The following is a 22,265-nucleotide window of genomic DNA, read 5'->3' as shown; positions in this document are numbered from 1 at the left end:
TCGCCCCACGTCGCCGCCGGATGCTGTCCGCCAGCCGTTCGCCGGCCGCCCTGCCTTGCCGCCCGATGACGTTCGGCTGCCGGTGGACGACGGTTGGGCGGACTCCGACCGCCCGCCAGGTCCCCAGCGCCCGCCAAATCGCCAGCGCCCGCCAGATCCCGACCGCCCGCCGGATCCCGACCGCCCGTCCGTTGCGGCGCGCCCGCCGACCGCCGTCGCCCCCCGGCGCAGTCGTCCGTCCGGCCGCAGCCCCTGGTCCGTACCGTTGGCAGTGGTGTTGGTGTTGGCCGGGGTCTTCGCCACCGGGGCGGGGCTGGGCCGTTCGGTCGGCCCGTTCGACCTGGCTCCGACCGGCGGTGACCGGCCGGCCCGCAGTGAGTCGGTCGGGTTGTCGGCCAGTCGGCCCGTGCGCCTGTCGGTGCCGGCGATCAAGGTGGCCGCGCCGGTGGCGCCCGTCGGGCAGGCGCGGGACGGCTCGATCGCCGTACCGCCGCTGGAACGGCACAACGAGACCGGTTGGTACGACCGCGGGCCCACACCCGGCGAGCCTGGCCCCGCCGTGATCGTCGGGCACGTGGACACGAAGAGCGGCCCGTCGGTCTTCTACGATCTCGGCAAGCTGCACCCCGGCGACCTGATCGAGGTGGCCCGGGCGGACGAGTCGGTGGTGGTGTTCCGGGTCGACACCGTCGAGCACTTCCCGAAGGACCAGCTGCCCGCCGAGCGGATCTACGGCCACGACGGGCCACCCGGGCTGCGGTTGATCACCTGCGGCGGCCAGTTCATCGGGGGCCGCACTGGCTACGCCGACAACGTCATCGCCTTCGCCACCCTCCAGTCCTCCCGCAAGTCCTGAGACCGCCCGCTCGCCTGGTCGGCTGCGCGCCAGGCCGGCAGCTGCCGCTTGATCGACTCGGTTTCATTGAAGTCGGGGTGCCGGACCGACCCGGACACCGCGGTTTCCGTGAACCCGAGTGGATCAAGCCGGCGGCACCCGCAGGTCGACAGAAAGTGCAAGATCGCGGAGCGGGGTGGTCAGGGCTGTGGGACGTGCAGCGCCACCTCGAACTCCAGCAGGCTGGCGCCGGTGGAGACCGGGGGACGGGGCTTCTCGCCGGGGGCGGCGGCGTGGGCTGCGCGCGACGGGCCGGCGGCCCACGCCTGGTACGCCTCCTCGCTCTCCCACTTCGTGTAGACGAAGTAGCGGGTCTCGCCGGCCACCGGGCGGAGGAGTTCGAAGCCGAGGAAGCCGGGGGAGTTCTCCACAGTGCCGGCCCGGGCGGCGAACCGCTTCTCCAGCTCAGCGCCGCCACCGGGCGAGACCTCGATTGCGTTGATCTTCACGACTGCCATCTGCCCACCCTAGCCACTCAGAACGTCTCGACCGCCGGGACCAGGTCCGCGTCGACCACGATCGGGGCGTGGTCGGAGGGGCCCTTGCCCTTGCGGGCCTCGCGGTCCACGTACGCGGCGCGGACGGCTCGGGCGAACGGCGCGGACGCGTACACCAGGTCGATTCTCATGCCCTTGTTCTGGTGGAACATGCCGGCCCGGTAGTCCCAGTAGGTGAAGGGGTGGGGGCCTTTCATCGGAGTGGGCACGACGTCGCTGAGGCCCAGGTCGCGCAGTGCCGCGAGGGCTGCCCGCTCGGCCGGGGTCACGTGCGTGGAGTGGGTGAAGACCGCCGGGTCCCAGACGTCGGCGTCGGTCGGGGCGACGTTGAAGTCGCCGCAGACCGCCAGCGGCAACCCGCCGGCCAGCTCCGCGTCCAGCGCGTCGCGCAGCGCCGCGAACCAGGCCAACTTGTACGCGTAGTGCGGGTCGTCCGGCGTCCGGCCGTTGGGCACGTACACCGACCAGACCCGCACCCCGTCGCAGGTGGCGGAGATGGCCCGGGCCTCGGGCTCGGGAAAACCGGGTTCACCGGCGAACCCGACCCGGACGTCGCCCAGCCCGACCCGGGACAGGATGGCGACCCCGTTCCACCGGCCGTCGCTGTGGCTGGCCACTGTGTAGCCCAGCGCGCCCACCTCGGTCGCCGGGAAGGCGCCGTCGGGGCACTTGGTCTCCTGCAGGCAGACGACGTCCGGCCCGGTGTCGGCCAGCCACTCCAGCAGCCGGGGTAGGCGGGCCTTCACCGAGTTGACGTTCCAGGTCGCCAGGCGCATGCCCCCAGCCTGCCGCATCCGCCGCCGCGACGCCCGGTCAGCTGCCCGGGGTGTCGCCGGGGCGGGTCTGTTCGGCCAGGAACCGTTCCAGTTCCGCGCCCAGTTCGTCGGCGGTGGGCAGCGGGCCGGCGTCCGGGGCGAGCAGACTCTTTTCGCCCCGACCCCGGGCGAACGCGTCGTACTGCTCCTCCAGGGCCTGGACCAGGGCCGCGGCGTCCTCGGTCTGCGCGACCTGCCGGTCGATCTCCACCCGGACCACCTCGGCGGCCGAGCGCAGCCCGTCGCCGGGCAGCAGCAGCCCGGTGCTACGGGAGACCGACGTGAGCAGCACCTCGGCGGCGGCCGGGTACTCGGTCTGCGCCACGTAGTGCGGCACGTGGGCGGCGAAGCCCAGCGCGTCGCGGCCCTGCTCGCCGAGGCGGAACTCCAGCAGGTGACCGACGCTGCCGGGCACCTGGACGCGTTGCAGCCAGGGCTCGTAGCCGGCGATCAGCTCGGGGCGGGTGGCGTGCGCGGTCACCCCGGTCGGCCGGGTGTGCGGGACCGCCATCGGGATCGAGTTGAGCCCCACTGTGAGCCGGACGTCCAACCGGGCGGCGAGCCCGGCGACGGCGGCCACGAAACGCTCCCACTGAAGGTCCGGTTCGGGGCCGGTGAGCAGCAGGAACGGGGTCTCGTCGTCGTCCTGCAGCAGGTGCAGCTCCAGCTTGGGCGCGTCGACGCTCTCCCAGTGGTCCTCGACGAAGGTCATCACTGGTCGTCGCGATCGGTAGTCGAAGAGCTGGTCGACGTCGAAGGTGGCGATCGGCCGACCCTCCAGCGAGGTGAGTAGCTGCTCACGCGCCAGTCGGCTGGCGTTCCCGGCGTCCACGAACCCGGTGAGGGCCTGGATCAGGACCGGCTGCCCGAGGTCGGACAGATCGTCGGTGAGCTGGTAGAGCTCGTGTGGGTCGAGCACCGGTGCGGACCTCCCTGAAATGTGCCTGCGGGGTGCCGTCGCGCGGAGGGCACCCGTTCGGGCAACGTACCCGCCATCCTGGTGCATTCCTGCGCCGGGCGATCCGTTGGCCGGGTGGTGGGCGTGACCGGACTAATCGTCTGTTTACGCCACCAGGCCGAGCCCCTTTGGCCGATCGGCCGAGGGATCGTTCGGCCCAAAGGCCGAGTTTGTCGATCATGTCAGGCTCGAAGGTCGGATGTCCGGGCCTGTCCCGGGCCGTGCCGGCCCGCGTGCGCCGCCAGCTTCATCCGGTACGCGAGGTTCGTTCCCCGGGCGGGTCGACCCGCCCGGCTCGTCCACCAGCACACGGCAAATCTGTGTCGAGCACCACGTGATCACCGTGCGTGATCGGGGTTTGCACCTGCCTAGCCTCGGTTGATGCGTGACGACGGCACCCTCGACGACCCGTACGCCCCGAGCAGCCCCACTACCGATACGGAGGATGGCACCTCAACCGAACGGACAACCGCCGCGAGCCGGCTCCGGGCGTACGCCCGGGACCTGACCGGTCGACGCCGGGCACAGCTGGCGCTGGCCACCGGTGTGGTGTGCTGCCTCGGTCTGACCGCCGTCGTCCAGATTCGGAACGAGGACGCCGACGCGGCGACCCGGAGTGGATCGCTCTCCAGCGCCGAACTGGCGCAGCGCGCCGAGCAGCAGCGCGCCTCCCGTTCCCTCGACCGCACGGCCGCTCCGAGCGCCTCCGCCGCCGCCCCGTCCGTCGCGGCGAGCGCCACCGACCCGGACACCACAGCGGCGGCCCGCACTGTCGCCCCGGCGCGCCCGACCGACCCGGCACCCGTCGCCGGACTGGACGAGGACCAGATGGAGAACGCCGAGGCGATCGTCCGGACCGGCCGCAAGATGGGGGTGCCGCGCCGGGGTCTGGTGATCGCGGTGGCCACCGCCATGCAGGAGAGCAATCTCTACAACGTGGCCAGCGGCGTACTGCCCGAGTCGCAGGACTATCCGCACCAGGGCGTCGGCTGGGACCATGACTCGGTCGGGTTGTTCCAGCAGCGGTCCAGCAGCGGCTGGGGCCCGGTGGGGCGGCTGATGGACCCAGAGTTCGCCACCCGGCAGTTCCTCAGCGCGCTGGAGCAGGTGCCCGGCTGGCAGCGGATGCGGCTCACCGACGCCGCCCAGGCGGTGCAGGTCTCCGCGTACCCCGAGCACTACCAGCAGCACGAGTGGCGGGCCACCCGGGTCGTTGACGCCATCGTGCCGGCGGGGCGGTAACCTACCGCCCACTATGGACGGTCAGGGTTGAGGCTGTCGCATCCCGGGTACATGTGTTGCGGGTTCGGGGTACACATGACTACGGGACCATCGACAGGAGGACGCCATGTCACTGATGCAGCGGATCACCACGTTCCTGAGATCGCCGAAGGGTCAGCAGTTGGTCGAGCGAGGTCGCCGCGAGATGGCCAAGCCGGGCAACCAGCAGAAGCTGAAGGGGTTGGCGGCCCGGCTGTCCAACCGCCGCCGCTGACCGCCCCATCGGCCGCCCTGTCCACCGTTCCCACCCCTGGGGAGACCTGGTGACCGACACCCCACCCGGCGGCGGTCAGCCCGCCGCCCCTACTCCGCAGCCTCCCGTCGACCTGCCGGCCGGGCCGGTGGACGCCCCCGAGGGTCCACCGGCCCGGCTCTGGGACCGGATGCGGGACGACCCGCAGTACGCGCCGGAGCACCTCGCCCTGGAGGCGGTGCGCCGCCTCGGGCCGGAAGCCGTGCAGTGGGCCAGCCGTGCCCGGGCCGAGCAGCCGGGGATCTCCGCCGATGTCCTGGCCGACCAGGCGGCCCGCAAGTTCGTCAACCTGGCCCGGCTCTCCGGCGCGGTCTCCGGCGCGGCCGGGCTGCCCGGCGCCGTGATCGACGTGGGCGTGCTGGCCTGGACCCAGGCGCGGATGGTGCTGCACATCGCCGCCGCGTACGACGTCGACCCCCTGCACAGTGACCGGGCCACCGACCTGCTGGTGCTCCAGCGGGTGCACAAGGTCGCCGAGAGCGCCCGGCTGGCACTCGGTGTGGCCGCCGGCCGGGAACGCGCCGACGCGCTCTTTGGTCTGGGTGGCCAGCGTCCGCTCGGCCGGGTCATGCTGCAACTCGGCATCCGGCTGGCCCAGATGGCCGGCGTCCGGGCCGCCAAGCGGATGGTCGCCAAGATCGTCCCCGGTGCGGCCATCGTGCTCGGCACCTGGGCCAACTCGTCGGCTACAAAGGACCTCGCCCAGCGATCCCGGGCCCTCTACCGCTCCCGCGGCAACCCCGTCCCGGAGCCGCGCCAGCCCTGACGGCCCCGCCCGGGCGGTCAGTTGGCCAGGCCGGAGGAGCGCCAGGTCACCTCGGCGATGCGGCCCTGGCCGGTGGCGTTGGGGTGGAACCAGTCCAGCGGGTTGAGCAGGTCCAGGGTGAACCGGACCTTGTGCAACGCGCCGCCGTCGTGCCGGCACCGTGCCCCGTACGCCCGGCAGGCCGCCTTCAACTCGGCGTTGTACGCGTCGATCCGGTCCCGGACGGCGGCCCGGCGCGCCCGGTCGGCCGGTGCGGTCGAGGTCGCGTCGGCCAGCAGGGCCGGGCAGATTCCCCGCCGCCACGCGCGGGTCGCCCGGGCGTCGTCGTGCCCGACCTCCCAGAGCCGGTACAGGTCGGGGATGCTCACCACCAGCACCCGGGCCTTCGGCCGGCCGGTCCGCAGGACGCGCAGCCCCCTGTCGACGTCGGCCCGGAACTGGGCCACCGGCGTCATCGCGTCCACCCCGCCCCGGCAGACGTCGTTGGCACCGATCAGCACCGTGACGTAGTCGGGGCGGTCACGTACCGCCGCCTGGGCCTGACCCGCCAGAGCGTCCGCGCGGGCGCCGGGACGGGCATGGTTGTACGTCCGGTCGCGGATCGCCGCATTCTGTTCGAGCAGCCGCCGGTAGTGGCTCTGCACCCGCAGCCCGTCCCCGGTCGACCAGGAATTGCGCTCGCAGGAGGTGAGCACCAGGCAGGAGGCGAAGCCGGTGCTGATCGAGTCGCCGAGGGCGGCGATGCCGCCCGGCCCGCTCGACGGCGGGGCGCTCGTGGTGGGGCGGGGTTCCGCGGAGTTGCCGCCCTCGCAGGCCAGCGCGACCAGCGCCGCGAGACAGGCCAGGGCGGCGACCCAGCGTCGAGGCATGACGTCTCCCGTTCCCGAAGCACAGAGCGACAGCGCGGTAACTCTATGCGCAGGATGTGGTTTGCCGGGAAGTTGCTGTCGGGTATGCGGCAGAGCGCCGACGCGGGAGCCGTCGAGATGCTATGCGTCCCGCCATGGTGCCCGCTGGCCGTGCAGCCACCAGTGCAACGCCCTCGTGATCCGGGGCAGCACCAGATAGGTCATCAGCGGGGTCAGGCAGAGCGTCATCAGCAGCACCCGGGCCGCCAGCGGCACCGCGTCGAGGAAGCGGCTCGTCAGCACTGTGGCGGTCAGGCTCAGCGGGAAGAACGCCAGCCAGATGGTCACCGCCTGCTTCCAGCGGGGCGGCGACGCGGGCGGTGCCGGCTCCACCCGGTCCACCGAGTGCTCCAGCGGCCTGTCGAACCAGCCCTCGATCCCGGTACGCCGCTCGACCCGGGTGTGCTCGACGATGCCCTGCGCCGAGCTGAGCCACCAGTGCCGCTGCGGCGACTCCTCCCACCGGTGCAGCGTCTCGGCGTCGGCGAAGCGGTAGAGCATGTGCCACTCCGGCGAACCGGGGCCGCTCTGCACCCAGCCGGCGCCGAGGAAGCCGGGGAACGCCTCGGCCAGCGCGGTGCCAGCCCGCATCCAGGCCACCATCTCGCTGGCCCGTCCGGGGTCGACGCGCCGGGCGATGGAGACGGTCACCGGCACGGCGAGGGTCATTGACATGCGCCCATCCTGCGGTCGCGTGGGGCCCCGGCGCGAACGGATGTGCCGGAGCACACCGCCGCGTCCGAGGGTGGAAGCGCGCCGTACCGGTTAACCCGGCCGATCAGGGGTAGATCGGGGGTTATGACGAGATCGCAGCCCCGGCGCGCCCGTGGCACGGTCGGCCACGCGAACAGCGCGTTGAACCTTCGGCTCACCCTCGCCAGCTTCGGGCTGGTGATCATGGTGCTCTTCGCGGTGCTGGCGTTCTGGGCCGGCATCGCCTGGCTCGGCGTACTCTGCGCGATCTTCGCCGTGGTCGCCGTGGTCGACCTGGTCGTGATCCAGCGCCGCCGCGCCGCCCGCCGCCGCGAGGAGCCGGGCGTACGACACTCGTTGTTCGAGTGACAGGAGGACGAGATGCCCCACATCGCCACCACCAACCCCGCCACCGGACAGGTGCTCAAGACCTATGAGGCGATGTCCACGGAGCAACTCGACGACGCCATCGAGCGCACCGACCTCGCGTTCCACCAACTGCGGGAGACCACCGTCGACCAGCGCGCCCAGTGGATGAACGCCGCGGCCGACCTGCTGGACGCCGAGCGCGACGAGATCGCCCGGATCATGACCACGGAAATGGGCAAGACGTACGTCGCGGCGCAGGCCGAGGTGACCAAGTGCGCCAGCGCCGCCCGCTTCTACGCCGACAAGGCCCCCGCGTTCCTCGCCGACGAGCCGGCCGACGCCGACGCCGTGAAGGCGATCCGGGCGTTCATCCGGTACCAGCCGATCGGCGTGGTGCTTGCTGTGATGCCGTGGAACTTCCCGCTCTGGCAGGTGATGCGCTTCGCCGCCCCGGCGCTGATGGCCGGCAACACCGGCCTGCTCAAGCACGCCTCGAACGTGCCGCAGACCGCGCTGCTGCTGGAGGACGTGTTCCGGCGAGCCGGCTTCCCCGAGGGGGCCTTCACCACAGTGCTGGTCGACTCGGAGGCCGTCGACCACATCCTCAGCGACCCCCGGGTTCGCGCCGCGACGCTCACCGGCAGTGAGCCCGCCGGCCGGTCCATCGCCCAGATCGCCGGCCGCGAGCTGAAGAAGACGGTCCTCGAACTCGGCGGCAGCGACCCGTTCGTGGTGATGCCCTCGGCGGACGTGGACCGGGCCGCCGAGGTGGCCACCACCGCCCGCTGCCAGAACAACGGCCAGTCCTGCATCGCCGCGAAGCGGTTCATCGTGCACACCGACGTGTTCGACGCCTTCGCCGAGAAGTTCGCCGCCAACATGGCCGCGCTGCGCGTCGGCGACCCGATGGACCCGAACACCGACGTCGGTCCGCTGGCCAGCGAGCGGGGCCGCGACGAGGTGCACGCCCAGGTCCGCGACGCGGTGGACAACGGCGCGACGGTGCTCTGCGGCGGCGAGCCGCCGAGCGGAGACGGCTGGTTCTACCCGCCGACAGTGGTCACCGACCTCACCCCGCAGATGCGGATGTGGTCCGAGGAGGTCTTCGGCCCGGTCGCCGGCCTGTTCCGGGTCTCGTCGTACGAGGAGGCCATCGAGGTCGCCAACGGCACCAGCTTCGGGCTCGGGTCGAACGCCTGGACCCGGGACCGCGCCGAGCAGGAGCGCTTCGCGACCGACCTGGACGCCGGCAACGTCTTCATCAACGGGATGACCACCTCCTACCCGGAGTTGCCGTTCGGCGGTGTGAAGAACTCCGGTTACGGGCGGGAGTTGTCGGCGCTGGGCATGCGGGAGTTCTGCAACACCAAGACGGTCTGGGTGGGCGAGGGCGCCGCCTCGGCCGGCGCTGGGGCGCACGCCGAGTAGTTCGGGGCGCGGCACGCGTCAGCCGGGGCCGTCGTGGGTAGGAAGTGTGCCCATGACGTCGTACGGGTTCCACGCCTCACATGAGCAGATCGGTCCACGCGCCCTGTTGGAGGCGGTGATGCACGCCGAGCGGGCCGGCTTCGACGCCGCCATGTGCTCCGACCACTTCTCCCCGTGGAGCGCCCGGCAGGGCGAGTCCGGCTTCGCCTGGTCCTGGCTGGGCTCGGCGTTGCAGGCCACCGGCATGCCGTTCGGCGTGGTCAACGCGCCCGGCCAGCGATACCACCCGGCGATCATCGCGCAGGCGATCGGCACCCTAGGCGCGATGTACCCGGGCCGGTTCTGGGCGGCCCTGGGCACCGGCGAGGCCAGCAACGAGCACATCACCGGTGACCCGTGGCCGCGCAAGGACGTACGCGCCGCCCGGCTGCGCGAGTGCGTGGACGTGATCCGGGCCCTGCTGGCCGGCGAGGAGGTCAGCCACGACGGCCTGGTCCGGGTCGATCGGGCCCGGCTCTGGACCCGCCCCGAGCAGCCGCCCGCGCTGGTCGGCGCCGCCGTCAGCGTGGCCACCGCCCGCTGGTGCGCCGAATGGGCGGACGGACTGATCACCGTGAACGCGCCGGTGGCGCACCTGCGCGAGATGATCGACGCGTACCGGAACGCGGGCGGGCGAGGGCCGCTGCACCTCCAGGTGCACGTCTCCTGGGCACCCGAGCAGGCCCAGGCCGAGGCCATCGCCCACGACCAGTGGCGCAGCAACGTCTTCGCCCCGCCGGTCTGCTGGGACCTGGAAACCGTCGAACACTTCGACGTGGTCTCCGCCGACGTGCCGGCGCAGCGGGTCGCCGAGGTGGTGAACGTGTCCGCGGACCTGGGCCGGCACGTCGGCTGGTTGGAGGAGTACGCACAGCTCGGCTTCGACCAGATCGCCCTGCACCACGTCGGGCAGGAGCAGCGCGGCTTCATCGACGCGTTCGGTGCGGAGGTGCTGCCGAAGCTGCGCCCGGGCGGCTGATCGAGGCCGAACAGCCGTACCCCTAGGCTCGTACCCCATGGAAAGCCTGTTTCCGGTCGTCGTCTTCCTGGCGATCGCCACCCTGGGTGCCGCGTTGGCCCGCCGGCTCGGCCTGCTCGCGCCGATCGTGCTGGTCGTTCTCGGCCTGGGGCTCTCGTTCGTGCCGGGCTTCCCACAGGTGGAACTCGACCCGGAGTTGGTGCTGGTCGGCATCCTGCCGCCGCTGCTCTACGTGGCCGCGCTGGAGACCTCGGTGCCGGCGTTCAAGAACAACATCCGGCCGATCCTGCTGCTGGCGGTCGGCCTGGTGTTGTTCACCGCGTTCGTGGTCGGGTTGGTGCTGCACCTGCTGTTGCCGCAGCTGCCGTTCGCGATCTGCCTGGCCCTCGGCGCGGTGGTCGCCCCACCGGACGCGGTGGCCGCCACGGCCGTCGCCCGCCGGGTCGGGCTGCCCCGCCGGGTCGTCACCATTCTGGAGGGTGAGAGCCTGGTCAACGACGCGACCGCCCTGGTGCTGCTGCGGGTCGCGACAATGGCCACCGTCGGCTCGGCCGTCGGCGCCGACAAGATCGCCATCGAGGTGCTGCGGTCCACCGGCGGCGGCATCCTGATCGGGGCGCTCGGGGCGGTGGTGTTCGGCTTCCTGCACCGGCGGATCAGCGACCCGCTGCTGGACAACGCGCTGTCGTTGATCATCCCGTTCGCTGTGGTGTTCACCGCCGAACACCTGCACGCCTCCGGGGTGGTCGCTGTGGTCGTCACTGGTCTGGTGCTCGGACACAAGCTGCCCCAACTGCTGTCGGCGGCGTCCCGGTTGCAGATCGGCGCGTTCTGGCGGCTGGTCCGTTTCCTGCTGGAGGGCCTGGTCTTCCTGCTGGTCGGGCTGCAACTGCGGGAGGTGCTGCGCGATCTCGACGAGCCGATCGGATCGCTCATCCTGATCACCTTCGCGGTGCTCGCCACCGTCTTCCTGACCCGGTTCGTCTGGCTCTTCCCGGCCACCTACCTGGCCCGGTTGGTCCCCCGGGTCCGCCGTCGTGACGCCCGGCCGTCGCCGAAGTTCCCGATCATCATCGGCTGGGCCGGCATGCGGGGCGTGGTGACCCTCGCCGCCGCGCTGGCCCTGCCGCTGACCCTGGCCGGCGACGAGCCGTACCCCAGGGCGTTGTTGATCTGGCTGGCCTTCGCCGTGATCGTTTTCACCCTGGTCGGCCAGGGCGCCACCCTGCCGCTGGTCGCCCGGCGGTTGAACCTGCCGCAGGACGACCCGGTGCAGGACGCGCTCTCCGCGGCCGCCGTGCAGCAGCAGGCCAGCAAGGCCGCCCAGGACCGCCTCGACGAGTTGGCCGACGGCGCACCGGACGCGGTGGTGGACCGGCTGCGCCGAGCGGTGGAGGACCGCACCAACATGGCGTGGGAACGGCTCGGCGGCGACGAGCGGGAGACCCCGTCGCAGGCGTACGGTCGGCTGCGGCAGGAGATGATCGACGCCGAGCGGGATGTGTTCCGGGCGGCCCGGGACTCCGGTCGGATCCCTGAGGAAGTGCTGGTGCAGGCCTACCGTGACCTGGACCTGGAAGAGTCGTTGCTGCGAGAGGTTGAGAAGTGAGCTGTCAGCACCTGACCGAGGCCGGTGCCGCCGAGCCCCGTACCCCCGACGAGTGCGCGGACTGCGTCGCCATCGGCGACACCTACTGGGTGCACCTGCGCACCTGCCTGAGCTGCGGGCAGGTGGGCTGCTGTGACTCCTCGCCGAACCAGCACGCGAGCAAGCACTTCGCGTCCACCGGCCACCCGGTGATCCGCTCGGCCCAGCCGGGCGAGGCCTGGCGCTGGTGCTTCGTCGACGAGGAGATCGGCTGAGAAGTCACGTCCGTAGGTGGTAGTGGTTGCGGCGGGGGATTTGTTCGGGGTCGAGCCAGGCCGGCGGAATGAACTCCGGGCGACCGTCACCGCCGAGCTGGACGGTCCACTCGCTGCTATGGACGTGTCGGTGGTGGTGGCCGCAGAGCAGGACGGCGTTGTCGAGGCTGGTGGTGCCGCCGTCTCCCCAGTGGCGGATGTGGTGGGCGTCGCACCAGCGCGGTGGGCGGTCGCAGCCGGGGAACGCGCAGCCACGGTCGCGGAGCACCAGGGCGCGGCGTAGTGGGCCGGTGAAGAGTCGGCGCTGCCGGCCGACGTCGAGCGTCTGACCGGCGCTGCCGAGGACGGCGGGCAGGATCGTGGCGTCGCAGGCGAGCCGACGCACCGTCTCCGGGGTGAGGTGCAGGCCGGTGTCGAGAGTGCCGGCGCCGAGCCGCAGAGCCAGCGGGTCGAAGCTGGTGGTGACGACGACCTGGGCGGCTTCGCCGCCGTGCTCGGGCAACTCGCCGGTGCGCAGGGCAAGCCGGCAGAGGTCGGCGAGCGCGTCGTGCCGGCGTTGCCCGGGAGAACGTGGATCGTCCGGACCGGACGGTGCGGTCAGTGGGTCGATCGCGGCGCGCAGTAGACCCGCCGCCTCGCCGTCGAGGATGCCGGACAGCCGCAGTCGGCCGTCTCGCAGCTCGGACAGCGTCACATGGCGGTCTCGGCAGGCTCGGCGGGCCTCGGCCTCCATCGCCGCCTTGGCGGCGGCATCGGCGACCTCCGGGGCGACGTGATCGAGGATCCGGGTGCCGAGCCGGCGCAACAGGGTGGCGTCGAACTGCGCCGCCCAGTCGACGAGGACGCCGATCGCCTTGTCGGCGGCCTCCGCCCCGGCGGCGGTGTGGACGGTCTCGACCGTGCCGGCGATGACCCGGACCTGCTCTACGTCGACGGCTCCGCCGGCCAGCGCGTCCCGCACACCGGTCGGGGCGGCATCGAGCGTCGCGGCCAGCTCGACCAGACGACGGGCTGCACCGACCCCGAGGCGCAACCGGTCCCGCAGCCACACCGCCGTTGACGACGCACCCTGCGCGGTCGCGGTGCCTCGACCGTCCAACTCGCGCACGAGGGCCAGCTTGACCGCGGCCAGGCGTTGCTCGAGCCGGTGCGCGGCGTCGAGTGCCGCGACGAGGTCGTGCTCTGGAAGAGCCCACGTCGGTGCGTCGAGGCAATCGGCAACTGCCGCCTCGGCCTGCGCCAACTCCTCCAACATGGACCGACGATAGAACACGTGTACGACACTTTCGGGTCGCTCAGTAGGCCAGGTTCGGCTGCTTCGGAGCGGCGACAATCCGTGACCACCCGAAGCGGACGAGGTGCCTTCACGGGGTCGCTGCGCACGCTGACGTGCGGCTGGGCTGACTCGCCAGATTCGCTGAGCCCGGTTCAGCGGCTGATGCCGTCGATGAGACGTTCGGTGGCGAGGCAGGAGACGAGACATCGTTCCTTCGCGTCGCCGCTCAGCCGGGCGGTCCAGTCGGTGAGGCCGCCGTCGCCGATCTCCAGGCTGCCGTCCAGGGCGGTGATCCGCAGGGCGCACCCCGTGTAGTAGCCGCGACCGCGAGATCGCTCCGGTTCGTCCACCAGCGGCACCACATCCCCGGCGAGCGCCGGTCGGACGGTGTCGGCCAGCCGCTCCCGGATGACCCTGTCGTCGAAGGTGGTGATGTGCAGCTGAGGCGCGGCGGCCGGTGCCAGCTCGGCGAGGACGGTCCGCCAGTAGGTGAGGTGCCGGACCAGCAGCCGAGCCTCCGTGCGGCCCGAGCCGGTGTCCCGGGCGCTGGACACCAGGGCGAAGAGCCGGAAGTGCGCCGACGCCTCGCTGCCGAAATCCTGCGCCCGCAGCACCCGATGGGCAGCGGCCAGGTGCACCTCGCTCTGTCGGCGACGACGCACGGCAGCCTCGATGGCGAGGGCGTTTGTGGGATCGCTCAGCACCTCGCTGGCGCGCATCGTGGTGACGATCCTGTTCTGGCTGACCGGCGCGACCGCCGAGCAGGTGCCGACCGGTACGACCGGCGACAGCTCCACCCCGGAGACGTCGGCGGGCAGCAGTTGCCACATCCGTGCCTCCACCCGTGCCAGCGCGCGCGGGTCGGCACGGGCCGGGCGGACGAAGCGGTCCTCGCGCCAGCGGCGCACCACCTCGGGTGGACGCACGGTCGCCGCCCGGTCGCGGGCCAGGCCCAACAGCAGAGTACGTAGGTCCGCGCCGGACAGGCCGGCCAACGCGGTCCGCGTCCCGGCCGGCATCGCCGCCCACACCCGACGCTCCGCGCCCGGCAGTTCGTCGCCATCCATGGCGTCACCATGGCTCACTCGGCGCGACCGATCCATCGGTTTTGCGGTGTGCCCGGCCGCTCGTACGCCCGTCTATGCTTCACCGACGTGCGAGCGTCAACGGGGGACGGACATGATTGACACTGTCATCTTCGATGTTGGTGGGACCATTCTCGACGAGTCTCACGAGTTCGCTGCCTGGGCCGACTGGCTCGGCGTGCCCCGGCACACCTTCTCGGCGGTCTTCGGCGCGGTGATCGCCAGGGGTCTGGACTATCAGGAGACGTTCCGGGTCTTCCGGCCCGATTTCGATCTCACGACCGAGCTGGAGCGCCGGGCCGCTGCCGGCCAGCCGGAGTCGTTCGCCGAGGAGGATCTCTACCCGGACGCGCGGGGATGCCTGGAGTCCTTGAAGGACCAGGGCCTGTTCGTGGGCCTGGCCGGCAACCAGCCAGCTCATGCGGAGGCGACCCTGCGCGATCTCGACCTTCCGGTGGACGTGATCGGCACGTCGCACGGGTGGGGCGTGGCGAAGCCGTCACCGGCGTTCTTCGAGCGGGTCGTCGCCGCGAGCGGTGGCGTCGCGTCGTCGATCCTGTACGTCGGCGACCGACCCGACAACGACGTGCGCCCGGCCCTGGATGCCGGGATGAGGACCTGCCTGATCCGACGTGGTCCGTGGGGCCACATCCTCGACCCCTCCACGGTGGCCGAGCGGTGCCTGTTCCGGATCGACTCGCTGGACGAACTCCCCAGCCTGGTCGCGAAGCACAACGCGGCCGGCGGTTGACCCGCCGGCCGCGCGAAACGTGCGGTCCCGGTGGCCGCCCGCTGAGGGCGGCCACCGGGACGTCCATCAGGTCAGCGAGCAGGCCGCCCCGTTGACAGTGACCAGGCCGGGGCTCGGGTTGGCGCCGCCGCCCGTGGTCGCGTTGAAGCCGAACGTCACAGTGCCGCCGGGCGCGATCTTGGCGTTGTACGACTCGTTGCGCGCTGTCACCGTCGCGCCGGACTGGGTGACCTTCGCCAGCCACGCCTCGCGTACCCGCTGGTCACCGGTGAACGCGAAGCGCACGCTCCAGCCGTTGACGGCGGTGGCGCCCGTGTTCCGGATGGTCAGCTGCCCGGTGAACCCGGTGCCGCCCTGCCAGGCGCCGTAGTTGGAGTAGCGCGCCGTGCAGGTGGTGGCCGGCACCGCGCCGGCGTCACCCTGGTCGGCCAGGAACGAGGAGATCCAGGCCAGCGCCGAGTTCCAGTTGATCGCCACCTCGTTTGTCGAGTACGAGTTGATGTCGTCGACGTAGCAGAACATCGGCTCGCAACCGGCGAGCAGCTGCGCCACGAACGGGTCCTGGAGGGCCGCGTTCGGGCCGCCGGCGAGGGAGCCGGCGGGCGGTCGGGGCAGGTTCGGGTCGAGCTGGTGGCCGAAGATCCGGCTGTGCTGGTTCTGCGCGGCGTGCTCACCCCACCCGGTGACGTAGGAGATGTTCAGGGCGTTGCGACCGAGGACGTAGTCCATGGCCTGCACGGCGCCGTCGCGGTAGACGGGGTTGCGGGTCAGGTCGAACGCGGTGGCCAGCACCACGGCGTTGTTGATGACGTTGCTGTTGCCGCCCCAGAAGTAGCTGTTGGCGTCACCGGGCATCGGCAGCCCGTACGCCTGCCGGCGCAGCTCGGCGAGGTAGGTGTCGGCCGCGGCGGTGACCGAGGCGCGGACCCGGGCCAGATCGGCGGCGGGCAGCCCGTTCGGCACGGTGGCCAGGTCGAGGCGGCCCAGCGCGGCAACGCTCTGCCAGCCGAAGCCCCGGGCGTCGAACACGTTCCCGGTGTGGTGCGGTGAGGCGGTCAGGTCGGCCAGGTAGTTCTGCGCCCCGGTGGTCAGGTACAGCTCGGCCGCCGCCCAGTAGAACTCGTCGGTGACGTTGCTGTCGTCGTACGCGCCGCCGCCGGTGCCGTCGGTCGGGCTGGCGTACACCGCCGGGTGGGCCTTGGCCGCGGCGTAGGCCGTCTTCGCGGCGGTGCCGCAGCGGGTCGCGAACGCCACGTCGTACGGCGCGAAGAGCCGGGCGCACTGGGCGGCGGTGGCGGCGAGGTTGAGGGTGGCCGCTGTCGACGGTGGGTGCAGCTCGCGCGGCTGCGGGTCGTCCTGCGGGGCGAGCGGCAGCCCGGTCCAGTTCTGGTCGTGGATCTTGTGGTGGACCATGCCGGCGAGCGGCTTGCCGGCGGGCACCTGCATGCGCAGCAGGAACTCCAGCTCCCAGCGGGCCTCGTCGAGGATGTCCGGCACCCCGTTGTCGCGCTCGGGCACCCGCAGGGTGCCGTCGGCGAGTTCCGCGCCGCCGTTGGCGGTGGCCGCCGTCCGGGTCCGTTCGAAGGTGTTCAACAGCTGGTAGGTGGCGATGCCGCCGTTGACCACGTACTTGCCGTGGTCGCCGGCGTCGTACCAACCGCCGCGCACGTCGAGGGAGTAGTCGCAGACACCCGGCTGGCAGGGCACGTTGGTGTCGCCCTGGTTGGGTGCGACGCCGAGGTGGCCGGCGGGTCGGGCGTACTCGTCGCCGATCAGGTCGCCGTCGATGGCGATGCCGCTGCGCTGGGCGTAGAAGAACTGCAACGAGTCGGAGCGCAGCTGGTCGTAGAGGGCGCCGGAGATGTCGAACGGGTGGCTGGTCTCGCCGTCCACGGTGAGCGTGAGCCCGGTGCCGGGAGTGCGGTAGCTGGAGAAGTCGACACTCTGCACGTTCTGCCCGGAGGCGGCGTCGACACCGCGAGCGGTGGTGCTGCCACTGGCCACGACCGCGCCGGCGGCGCTGCGCAGCTGCCAGGGCAGCGGCTCGGTGGCCTCGGTGACGACAGTGGCGTTCTTCGGGCCGCCGGGAAGGTAGCCGACCTGGTTGACGCGCACCCGTGGCCCGGTGTCCGGCTCGTACGGCTCGGGCGGCTCACCGCCGCGCAGCGACACGTCGTCCAGGCAGATGGTCTGCGCCTGGGCGGAACCGCCGACCTGGAAGATCAGCTGGGCGTTGGGGTTGTCGTCCGGGACGGTGAAGGTCTGCTCGACCCGCTGGATGGTGCCGGTCGCGGTGGCGTCGACTGCCGCGTACGTGGTGTACGGAGCGCTGCCGAGCTGCAACACGGCCTTGACCGCGGCGCCGGGAGTGGCGGAGACCGCGAAGCCGAGGGTGTATTCGGCGCCGGCGATCAGCGGCACGCCGTCCTGGCCGATGCCGGCGTCCCACGGGTTGGCCAGCCCGCCCGCGACCGTGGTGCAGAGCTGGCCGTCGGTGACCGCCAGCGCTCCGGTGCCGAAGGAGAACCAGGGGCTCACCCCGGCGCTGAAGTCGCCGTTGTCGATCTGTTCGGGGGCGTCCGGTGGTGGGTCGGCGTGGGCCGCGCCGGCGCCCGCGCCGGTGAGGGCCAGAGTGGTCGCCGCAGCCAGCAGGAGGCGGCGTCGGGATGGCGTCACGGGGAGTCCTTCCGGGACGGAAAGTGGGACGGTGGTGGTGGCACTGTGGTGCGAGGAACCTGGGAGCGCTCCCAGGTATCGGCTCGATGTTTCCAGTGCCGGTACGTCATGTCAATTGATCTGGTTGGATGGGTTCCGGCATCCCACGTGGGCGGTCAGCCCGGCGGGCGCCTCCCGCCGCGCCGCCGTCCGGACGTGAGATTGACCGCGCCACGCGCCGTCGTCTCGATCTCCTAGAGACAACTGCGCCCTTCGCCTGGCAGGCTGCCTCCCATGACCCTGAAGCTGCGTTCCGTGGGAACGAGCGACCGTGGGCTGATCCGCAGCGGAAACCAGGACGCCCTGCACGCCGGCAGCTGGCTCGTCGCCGTCGCCGACGGCATGGGCGGGATGGCCGCCGGCGACCTGGCCAGCGCCCTCACCATCGACGCGGTCGCCCCGCTGGACGTGGAGACACCCGAGGACGCCCTGGTGGCCGCGCTCGAGGGTGGCATCGCCCTGGCGACCTCCCGGATCCGACAGGCGGTCGCCGAGGATCCCGAGCGCCAGGGCATGGGCACCACGCTGACCGCCCTGCTCTTCGCCCGTACCGGCAGCTGCCTGGCGCTCGCGCACGTCGGCGACTCCCGGGCCTACCTGTTCCGCGAGGGTGTGCTCAAGCAGGTCACCCGGGACGACACGTTCGTGCAGATGTTGGTGGATCAGGGCGTGATCACCCCCGACCAGGCCAGCAGCCACCCGCGCCGCGCCGTGGTCACCCAGGCGTTGCAGGGTGAAGAGGTCTCCCCGTCGTACGCGACGATGGTGCCCCGGGCCGGCGACCGGTGGCTGCTGTGCAGCGACGGCCTCTCCAACGTGGTCCGGCCGGACACCCTCACCGAGGTGCTCAGCGGCTATCCGGACCGGGACGCCTGCGCCGCCAAGCTGATCGACCTGGCCCTGCACGCCGGCGCACCGGACAACGTCACAGTCGTGGTGGCCGACGTCGTCGAGGAATAGCCCGGCGCTCAGCGCCGACGGCGTCGAGGAGTCGCCTGGCGCTCAGCGCCGACGTGGCGTGGCGTGCCGGGTGGGCGTCGCCGTTCCCGGGTCCTCCGGCCACGGGTGCCGGGGATAGCGCCCGCGTAGCTCGGAGCGGACCTGCGGGTAGCCGGTACGCCAGAACGAGGCCAGGTCGGCGGTGACCGCCACCGGCCGGCCGGCGGGGGAGAGCAGGTGCAGCAGCACCGGCACCCGACCGTCGGCGATGCGGGGGGCCGCCGGCCAGCCGAACGTCTCCTGGAGCTTCACGGCGAGCACGGGCGCGCCCGGGTCGCTGTAGTCCAGCCGGATCCGGGAACCACTCGGCACCTCGATCCGCTCCGGGGCCAACTCGTCGAGGCGGGCGGCCTGGGCCCAGGGCAGCAGCCGACGCAGCGCCGACGACACGTCCACTCGCGCCAGGTCGGCCCGGCGGCGCGCGGCGGCCAGTTCCGGGCCCAGCCAGCTGGGCGCGGCGTCGAGCAACGAGTCGTCGCCCACCTCCGGCCACGGATCACCGAGGTGGTGCCGGAGGAACGCGAGCCGCTCGCGCAGCCCCCGCGCCGCCGGTGTCCACGGCAGCAGCCCCAGCCCGTCCTGACGCAGGCCGGTCAGCAACGCGGCAGCCACCTCGGCCCGGTCCGGCCGGTCCAGCCGCCGCTGGACCAGCTCGATCGCGCCCAGCCGGGTCACCTCCCGGGCCACCACGTCCCCGTCGGACCAGCCGACCTCGCGGCCGGTGCGCAGCAGCGGACCGGCCGCCTCCCGGGCCGTCGCCTCGTCCACCGGTGCGGCCCGGCGGATCCGGGCCGACGGCGCGCCGGGGGTGCGGTCCGCGACCGCCACCGCCAGCCAGTCCGACCCGGCCAGCCCCGAGCCGGCCGCCAGCTCCGCCGCGGTCCCGCCGGTCATCAGGTACGCCGAACCGCCCGGCCGCCGCACCCGGGCCAACCGTTCCGGGTACGCCAGCCCGACCAGCAGCCCGGCGGCGAGATCGTCGCTCAGCCCAGCTGAGCCGGTCCGGTCGGTGGCATCGGCGCGGCCCTTCGGTGGGGTGCCGGTCGGCAGCGCCGCGCGCAGCCGGCGTACCTCGGTGCGCCAGCGGGCGGTGGCGCCCGCGTCCACGCCGGTGCGCAGCCGACGCCATCCGGCGACCAGGTCGTCTCCGGGGCCGGCCGCGCTCTCCTCGGCGAGCAGGGCCACCACCTCGGCGGCTCGGTCGGCGCCGACCCGGCCGGCGCCGTCGAGCAGCGCCCGGGCCAGCCGTGGGTGCGCCCCGGCGGCGGCGATCGACAGTCCCCGCGCCGTGATCCGACCGTCGGCGTCGACGGCGCCCAGGGTCTGCAGGGTGTCCCGGGCCACCGTCATCGCGGCGGCCGGTGGCGCGTCGGGCAACGCGAGCCCGACACCGTCCGGTGCGCCCCAGGCGGCCAGCTCCAGCGCGAAGCCGGTCAGATCGGCGGTGGCGATCTCCGGCTCGGCGCGGGCGGGCAGCCGCTCGTGGGTCGCCGCCGACCAGCAGCGGTAGACGTACCCGGGGGCCTCCCGGCCGGCCCGGCCAGCCCGCTGGGTGGCGGCGGCGCGGGAGACCGGCACGGTGACCAGCGCGCCGAGCCCTCGGGCCAGGTCGATCCGGGGCACCCGGGATAGCCCGGCGTCCACCACGATCCGCACGCCCGGAACGGTCAGACTGGTCTCGGCCAGCGCGGTGGCCAGCACCACCCGCCGTCGGTCCGCGCGACGCAGCGCGGCGTCCTGCTCGGTGCCGCGTTGACGGCCGTGCAGCGGCAGCAGCGCCACTGTGTCCCGCAGGTCGCTCAACCGGCCGGTGACCGCCGCGATCTCGCCGGCCCCGGGCAGGAAGACGAGCACGTCACCGTCGTGCTCGCGCAGCGCCCGCCGGACGGTGGCGGCCACGTGGTCGAGCAGGGCACGGTCCACCGGCCCGGCCCCGGGCGGGGCGATGGGACGTGCCGGGGGGACCCAGATCCGCTGCACCGGATGCAACGCCGAGTCGGCCCGAACCACCGGGGCCGGGGTGGGCCCGCCCAGCAGCGCGGCGAACCGGTCGGTGTCCGGAGTCGCCGACATCGCCAGCAGCCACAGGTCCGGCCGGAGGGTGGCGCGCGCCTCCACGGTGAAGGCCAGCGCGAGGTCGGCGTCGAGTTGGCGTTCGTGGCACTCGTCGAGCAGCACGGCACCCGTGCCGGGCAGCTCCGGGTCGTGGTGCAGCCGGCGGACCAGCAGGCCGGTGGTGACCACCTCGATCCGGGTGGCCGGGCCGACCCGGCGCTCGCCGCGCACCGCGTAGCCGACCCGCTCACCGACCCGCTCGCCGAGCAGCTCGGCCATGCGTCGGGCAGCGGCACGAGCCGCCACCCGGCGGGGTTGGGCGATCACCACCCGGCCGGTCACCCGGTCGGCCACGGCCAGCGGCGCCAGGGTGGTCTTGCCGGTGCCCGGTGGGGCCACCAGCACACCGGCGCCGGCCGCGTCGAGTGCCGTGACCAGCGCCGGCAGCACCGGACGGACCGGCAGGTCAAGTGTTACGTCGGAGAGCACGGCCCAGTCTCGCACCGGCGTGGGCGCGTCAGGGGCGACGGACCTCGCCGGCGCCGAGCACGAAGGCCCGCCAGGCCGCCGCGCCGAAGGCGAGCACCGGGCCGGAACGGTCCTTGCTGTCCCGGACGGCGACCTGACCGTCGACTGTCGCGACCTCCACGCAGTTGCCGTTGCCGCTGCTGCGCGTGCTGGTGCGCCAGTCCGCTCGGGTCAGGTCGTACGCCGTCATCCGCGGTACCTCTCGTCTGCGTCGGCGTGCCGCAGAAGCGGTCACGCAAAGTTACGAGAAGCATGCTCAAGACGGGTCATCGACGCCGTCGGATCGAGCGCCATCCGGCACAGCTCCTCGTGCAGAAGGCTATACCCGAGCACATGATCGGCTTCCTCCAGAGCCAGCCCCATCGTGAGGTTATCCAGGTAAACCACTGACGCGTCGGCGGCGTCGGCGAAGTTGAGGATCACGTACGGGGTGCTCATGGCCGGATGCCCGCCGGCCGCGAAGGGAAGTACCTGGATTGTCACGTTGGGTAGTTGTGCGATCCGGCTCATGTGGACCAACTGTTCGGCCATCACCGCGGTGCCGCCGACCGGGCGCAGGAGCACCGCCTCGTTGAGGATCACCGACAGGTCGACCGGGTCCTCCCGACGCAGCACCTCCTGCCGGCGCAGTCGGGCGGCGATCTTGCGCTCCAGACCGTCCTCGCCGGCGGTGCGCCGGAAGATCTCCCGGGCGTACGCCTCGGTCTGCAACAGCCCGGGCACCGACTCGGCCTCGTACGTGCGCAGTGCCGCCGCCTCGGCCTCCAGCCCGACGTAGAACTCGAACCACTCGGGCAGTACGTCGCTGTAGTTCTGCCACCAGCCCCGCTGTTGTGCCCCCCGGGCGATCTCGATCAGCGCTTCGGCATCCGAACCGGTCACCTGGTACAGCGCGAGGGCGGCCCGGACGTCGCGCGGTTTGATGCCGATCTGCGCGGTCTCGATCCGGGAGAGGTTGCTCTTCGACATGTCGAGCTGACGGGCTGCCACATCGAGGGTCATGCCCGCGCGTTCCCGAAGTTGGCGGAGTTCCCGGGCGATGCGGCGACGCCGCACGGTCGGGCTGGCGGCGGGTCGGATGGTGGGAGTGGCGGTCACCGTCCGAGTCTGCC

The 22,265-nt window shown here is 72.5% G+C and carries 22 protein-coding genes; 11 read left to right on the top strand and 11 right to left on the bottom strand.

The window, feature by feature from the left end:
• The first annotated feature begins 55 nt into the window (after nucleotides 1-55).
• Nucleotides 56-856, top strand: coding sequence for a class F sortase (locus OH804_RS17400; RefSeq protein WP_406066571.1), 801 nt, complete (start codon nucleotides 56-58; stop codon nucleotides 854-856).
• Nucleotides 857-1,035: 179 nt separating this feature from the next.
• Here the strand turns inward: OH804_RS17400 and OH804_RS17395 are convergent, their stop codons facing one another.
• The 3 genes from OH804_RS17395 to OH804_RS17385 are packed head-to-tail and all read right to left on the bottom strand — an operon-like array spanning nucleotide 1,036 to nucleotide 3,126.
• On the bottom strand, nucleotides 1,036-1,353 hold the full coding sequence (locus tag OH804_RS17395; protein ID WP_406058134.1) for an antibiotic biosynthesis monooxygenase family protein: 318 nt from the start codon (nucleotides 1,351-1,353) through the stop codon (nucleotides 1,036-1,038).
• A gap of 17 nt (nucleotides 1,354-1,370) precedes the next feature.
• Complete coding sequence (locus tag OH804_RS17390) at nucleotides 1,371-2,168, bottom strand: exodeoxyribonuclease III (RefSeq protein ID WP_196922133.1); 798 nt, start codon at nucleotides 2,166-2,168, stop codon at nucleotides 1,371-1,373.
• A 37-nt stretch (nucleotides 2,169-2,205) separates the two neighbouring features.
• Nucleotides 2,206-3,126 carry a proteasome assembly chaperone family protein gene (locus OH804_RS17385; protein ID WP_406058132.1) on the bottom strand — a complete coding sequence of 307 codons (921 nt, stop codon included), beginning with the start codon at nucleotides 3,124-3,126 and terminating at the stop codon, nucleotides 2,206-2,208.
• Between the two features lie 420 nt (nucleotides 3,127-3,546).
• Between OH804_RS17385 and OH804_RS17380 the strand changes: the two genes are divergently transcribed.
• The 3 genes from OH804_RS17380 to OH804_RS17370 all read left to right on the top strand — a co-directional run bounded on the left by OH804_RS17380 (nucleotide 3,547) and on the right by OH804_RS17370 (nucleotide 5,465).
• The gene (locus tag OH804_RS17380) at nucleotides 3,547-4,407 is read left to right on the top strand and encodes a peptidase M23 (protein ID WP_196922134.1); all 861 of its coding nucleotides are present in this window, start codon (nucleotides 3,547-3,549) and stop codon (nucleotides 4,405-4,407) included.
• A gap of 106 nt (nucleotides 4,408-4,513) precedes the next feature.
• Entirely contained in the window at nucleotides 4,514-4,660 is a 147-nt protein-coding gene (locus OH804_RS17375; protein ID WP_167457721.1) for a hypothetical protein, read from the top strand.
• A 49-nt stretch (nucleotides 4,661-4,709) separates the two neighbouring features.
• Nucleotides 4,710-5,465, top strand: coding sequence for an EcsC family protein (locus OH804_RS17370; protein ID WP_196922135.1), 756 nt, complete (start codon nucleotides 4,710-4,712; stop codon nucleotides 5,463-5,465).
• Nucleotides 5,466-5,482: 17 nt separating this feature from the next.
• Here the strand turns inward: OH804_RS17370 and OH804_RS17365 are convergent, their stop codons facing one another.
• Entirely contained in the window at nucleotides 5,483-6,334 is an 852-nt protein-coding gene (locus OH804_RS17365; RefSeq protein WP_406058129.1) for a GDSL-type esterase/lipase family protein, read from the bottom strand.
• 120 nt (nucleotides 6,335-6,454) lie between these two features.
• On the bottom strand, nucleotides 6,455-7,048 hold the full coding sequence (locus OH804_RS17360; protein WP_196922137.1) for an antibiotic biosynthesis monooxygenase: 594 nt from the start codon (nucleotides 7,046-7,048) through the stop codon (nucleotides 6,455-6,457).
• A gap of 123 nt (nucleotides 7,049-7,171) precedes the next feature.
• Here OH804_RS17360 and OH804_RS17355 point away from each other — a divergent pair, with 123 nt between their 5' ends.
• The 5 genes from OH804_RS17355 to OH804_RS17335 are packed head-to-tail and all read left to right on the top strand — an operon-like array spanning nucleotide 7,172 to nucleotide 11,744.
• Nucleotides 7,172-7,435: a DUF6343 family protein gene (locus OH804_RS17355; RefSeq protein WP_091401582.1), complete on the top strand. Its 264-nt coding sequence runs from the start codon at nucleotides 7,172-7,174 to the stop codon at nucleotides 7,433-7,435.
• Between the two features lie 12 nt (nucleotides 7,436-7,447).
• The gene (locus OH804_RS17350; protein WP_196922138.1) at nucleotides 7,448-8,863 is read left to right on the top strand and encodes an NADP-dependent succinic semialdehyde dehydrogenase; all 1,416 of its coding nucleotides are present in this window, start codon (nucleotides 7,448-7,450) and stop codon (nucleotides 8,861-8,863) included.
• Between the two features lie 52 nt (nucleotides 8,864-8,915).
• Nucleotides 8,916-9,881 carry a TIGR03885 family FMN-dependent LLM class oxidoreductase gene (locus OH804_RS17345; RefSeq protein ID WP_406058126.1) on the top strand — a complete coding sequence of 322 codons (966 nt, stop codon included), beginning with the start codon at nucleotides 8,916-8,918 and terminating at the stop codon, nucleotides 9,879-9,881.
• A gap of 37 nt (nucleotides 9,882-9,918) precedes the next feature.
• Nucleotides 9,919-11,490, top strand: a complete 1,572-nt coding sequence (locus tag OH804_RS17340) for a Na+/H+ antiporter (protein ID WP_196922140.1) — start codon at nucleotides 9,919-9,921, stop codon at nucleotides 11,488-11,490.
• Nucleotides 11,487-11,744: a UBP-type zinc finger domain-containing protein gene (locus OH804_RS17335; RefSeq protein ID WP_091401591.1), complete on the top strand. Its 258-nt coding sequence runs from the start codon at nucleotides 11,487-11,489 to the stop codon at nucleotides 11,742-11,744. Before OH804_RS17340 ends, OH804_RS17335 begins: the two co-directional genes overlap by 4 nt.
• 4 nt (nucleotides 11,745-11,748) lie before the next feature.
• On the opposite strand, the gene OH804_RS17330 is transcribed toward OH804_RS17335, so the two are convergent.
• Together OH804_RS17330 and OH804_RS17325 are read right to left on the bottom strand one after the other, a co-directional pair.
• Nucleotides 11,749-12,999 (bottom strand): DUF222 domain-containing protein, encoded by a 1,251-nt coding sequence (locus OH804_RS17330; protein ID WP_406058123.1) that lies wholly within the window; start codon nucleotides 12,997-12,999, stop codon nucleotides 11,749-11,751.
• A 173-nt stretch (nucleotides 13,000-13,172) separates the two neighbouring features.
• Nucleotides 13,173-14,087, bottom strand: coding sequence for a hypothetical protein (locus OH804_RS17325; protein WP_406058121.1), 915 nt, complete (start codon nucleotides 14,085-14,087; stop codon nucleotides 13,173-13,175).
• Between the two features lie 112 nt (nucleotides 14,088-14,199).
• Here OH804_RS17325 and OH804_RS17320 point away from each other — a divergent pair, with 112 nt between their 5' ends.
• Nucleotides 14,200-14,856 carry an HAD family hydrolase gene (locus OH804_RS17320; protein WP_406058119.1) on the top strand — a complete coding sequence of 219 codons (657 nt, stop codon included), beginning with the start codon at nucleotides 14,200-14,202 and terminating at the stop codon, nucleotides 14,854-14,856.
• A 66-nt stretch (nucleotides 14,857-14,922) separates the two neighbouring features.
• Here the strand turns inward: OH804_RS17320 and OH804_RS17315 are convergent, their stop codons facing one another.
• Nucleotides 14,923-17,532 (bottom strand): glycoside hydrolase family 9 protein, encoded by a 2,610-nt coding sequence (locus OH804_RS17315; RefSeq protein WP_406058117.1) that lies wholly within the window; start codon nucleotides 17,530-17,532, stop codon nucleotides 14,923-14,925.
• A 273-nt stretch (nucleotides 17,533-17,805) separates the two neighbouring features.
• Between OH804_RS17315 and OH804_RS17310 the strand changes: the two genes are divergently transcribed.
• The gene (locus OH804_RS17310) at nucleotides 17,806-18,531 is read left to right on the top strand and encodes a PP2C family serine/threonine-protein phosphatase (RefSeq protein ID WP_196922146.1); all 726 of its coding nucleotides are present in this window, start codon (nucleotides 17,806-17,808) and stop codon (nucleotides 18,529-18,531) included.
• Between the two features lie 42 nt (nucleotides 18,532-18,573).
• On the opposite strand, the gene hrpB is transcribed toward OH804_RS17310, so the two are convergent.
• Genes hrpB through OH804_RS17295 form a run of 3 tightly spaced genes read right to left on the bottom strand, consistent with a single transcriptional unit; the run spans nucleotide 18,574 to nucleotide 22,209 of the window.
• Complete coding sequence (gene hrpB, locus OH804_RS17305; RefSeq protein WP_406058115.1) at nucleotides 18,574-21,114, bottom strand: ATP-dependent helicase HrpB; 2,541 nt, start codon at nucleotides 21,112-21,114, stop codon at nucleotides 18,574-18,576.
• A gap of 28 nt (nucleotides 21,115-21,142) precedes the next feature.
• On the bottom strand, nucleotides 21,143-21,343 hold the full coding sequence (locus tag OH804_RS17300; protein ID WP_196922148.1) for a DUF397 domain-containing protein: 201 nt from the start codon (nucleotides 21,341-21,343) through the stop codon (nucleotides 21,143-21,145).
• A gap of 41 nt (nucleotides 21,344-21,384) precedes the next feature.
• Entirely contained in the window at nucleotides 21,385-22,209 is an 825-nt protein-coding gene (locus OH804_RS17295; protein ID WP_307788829.1) for a helix-turn-helix transcriptional regulator, read from the bottom strand.
• Nucleotides 22,210-22,265: the final 56 nt, after the last annotated feature.

It is taken from the genome of Micromonospora sp. NBC_00860 (genome assembly GCF_045207375.1).
Taxonomy (GTDB): Bacteria; Actinomycetota; Actinomycetes; order Mycobacteriales; family Micromonosporaceae; genus Micromonospora; species Micromonospora vinacea.
This window is presented reverse-complemented; position numbering and strand designations above follow the sequence as displayed.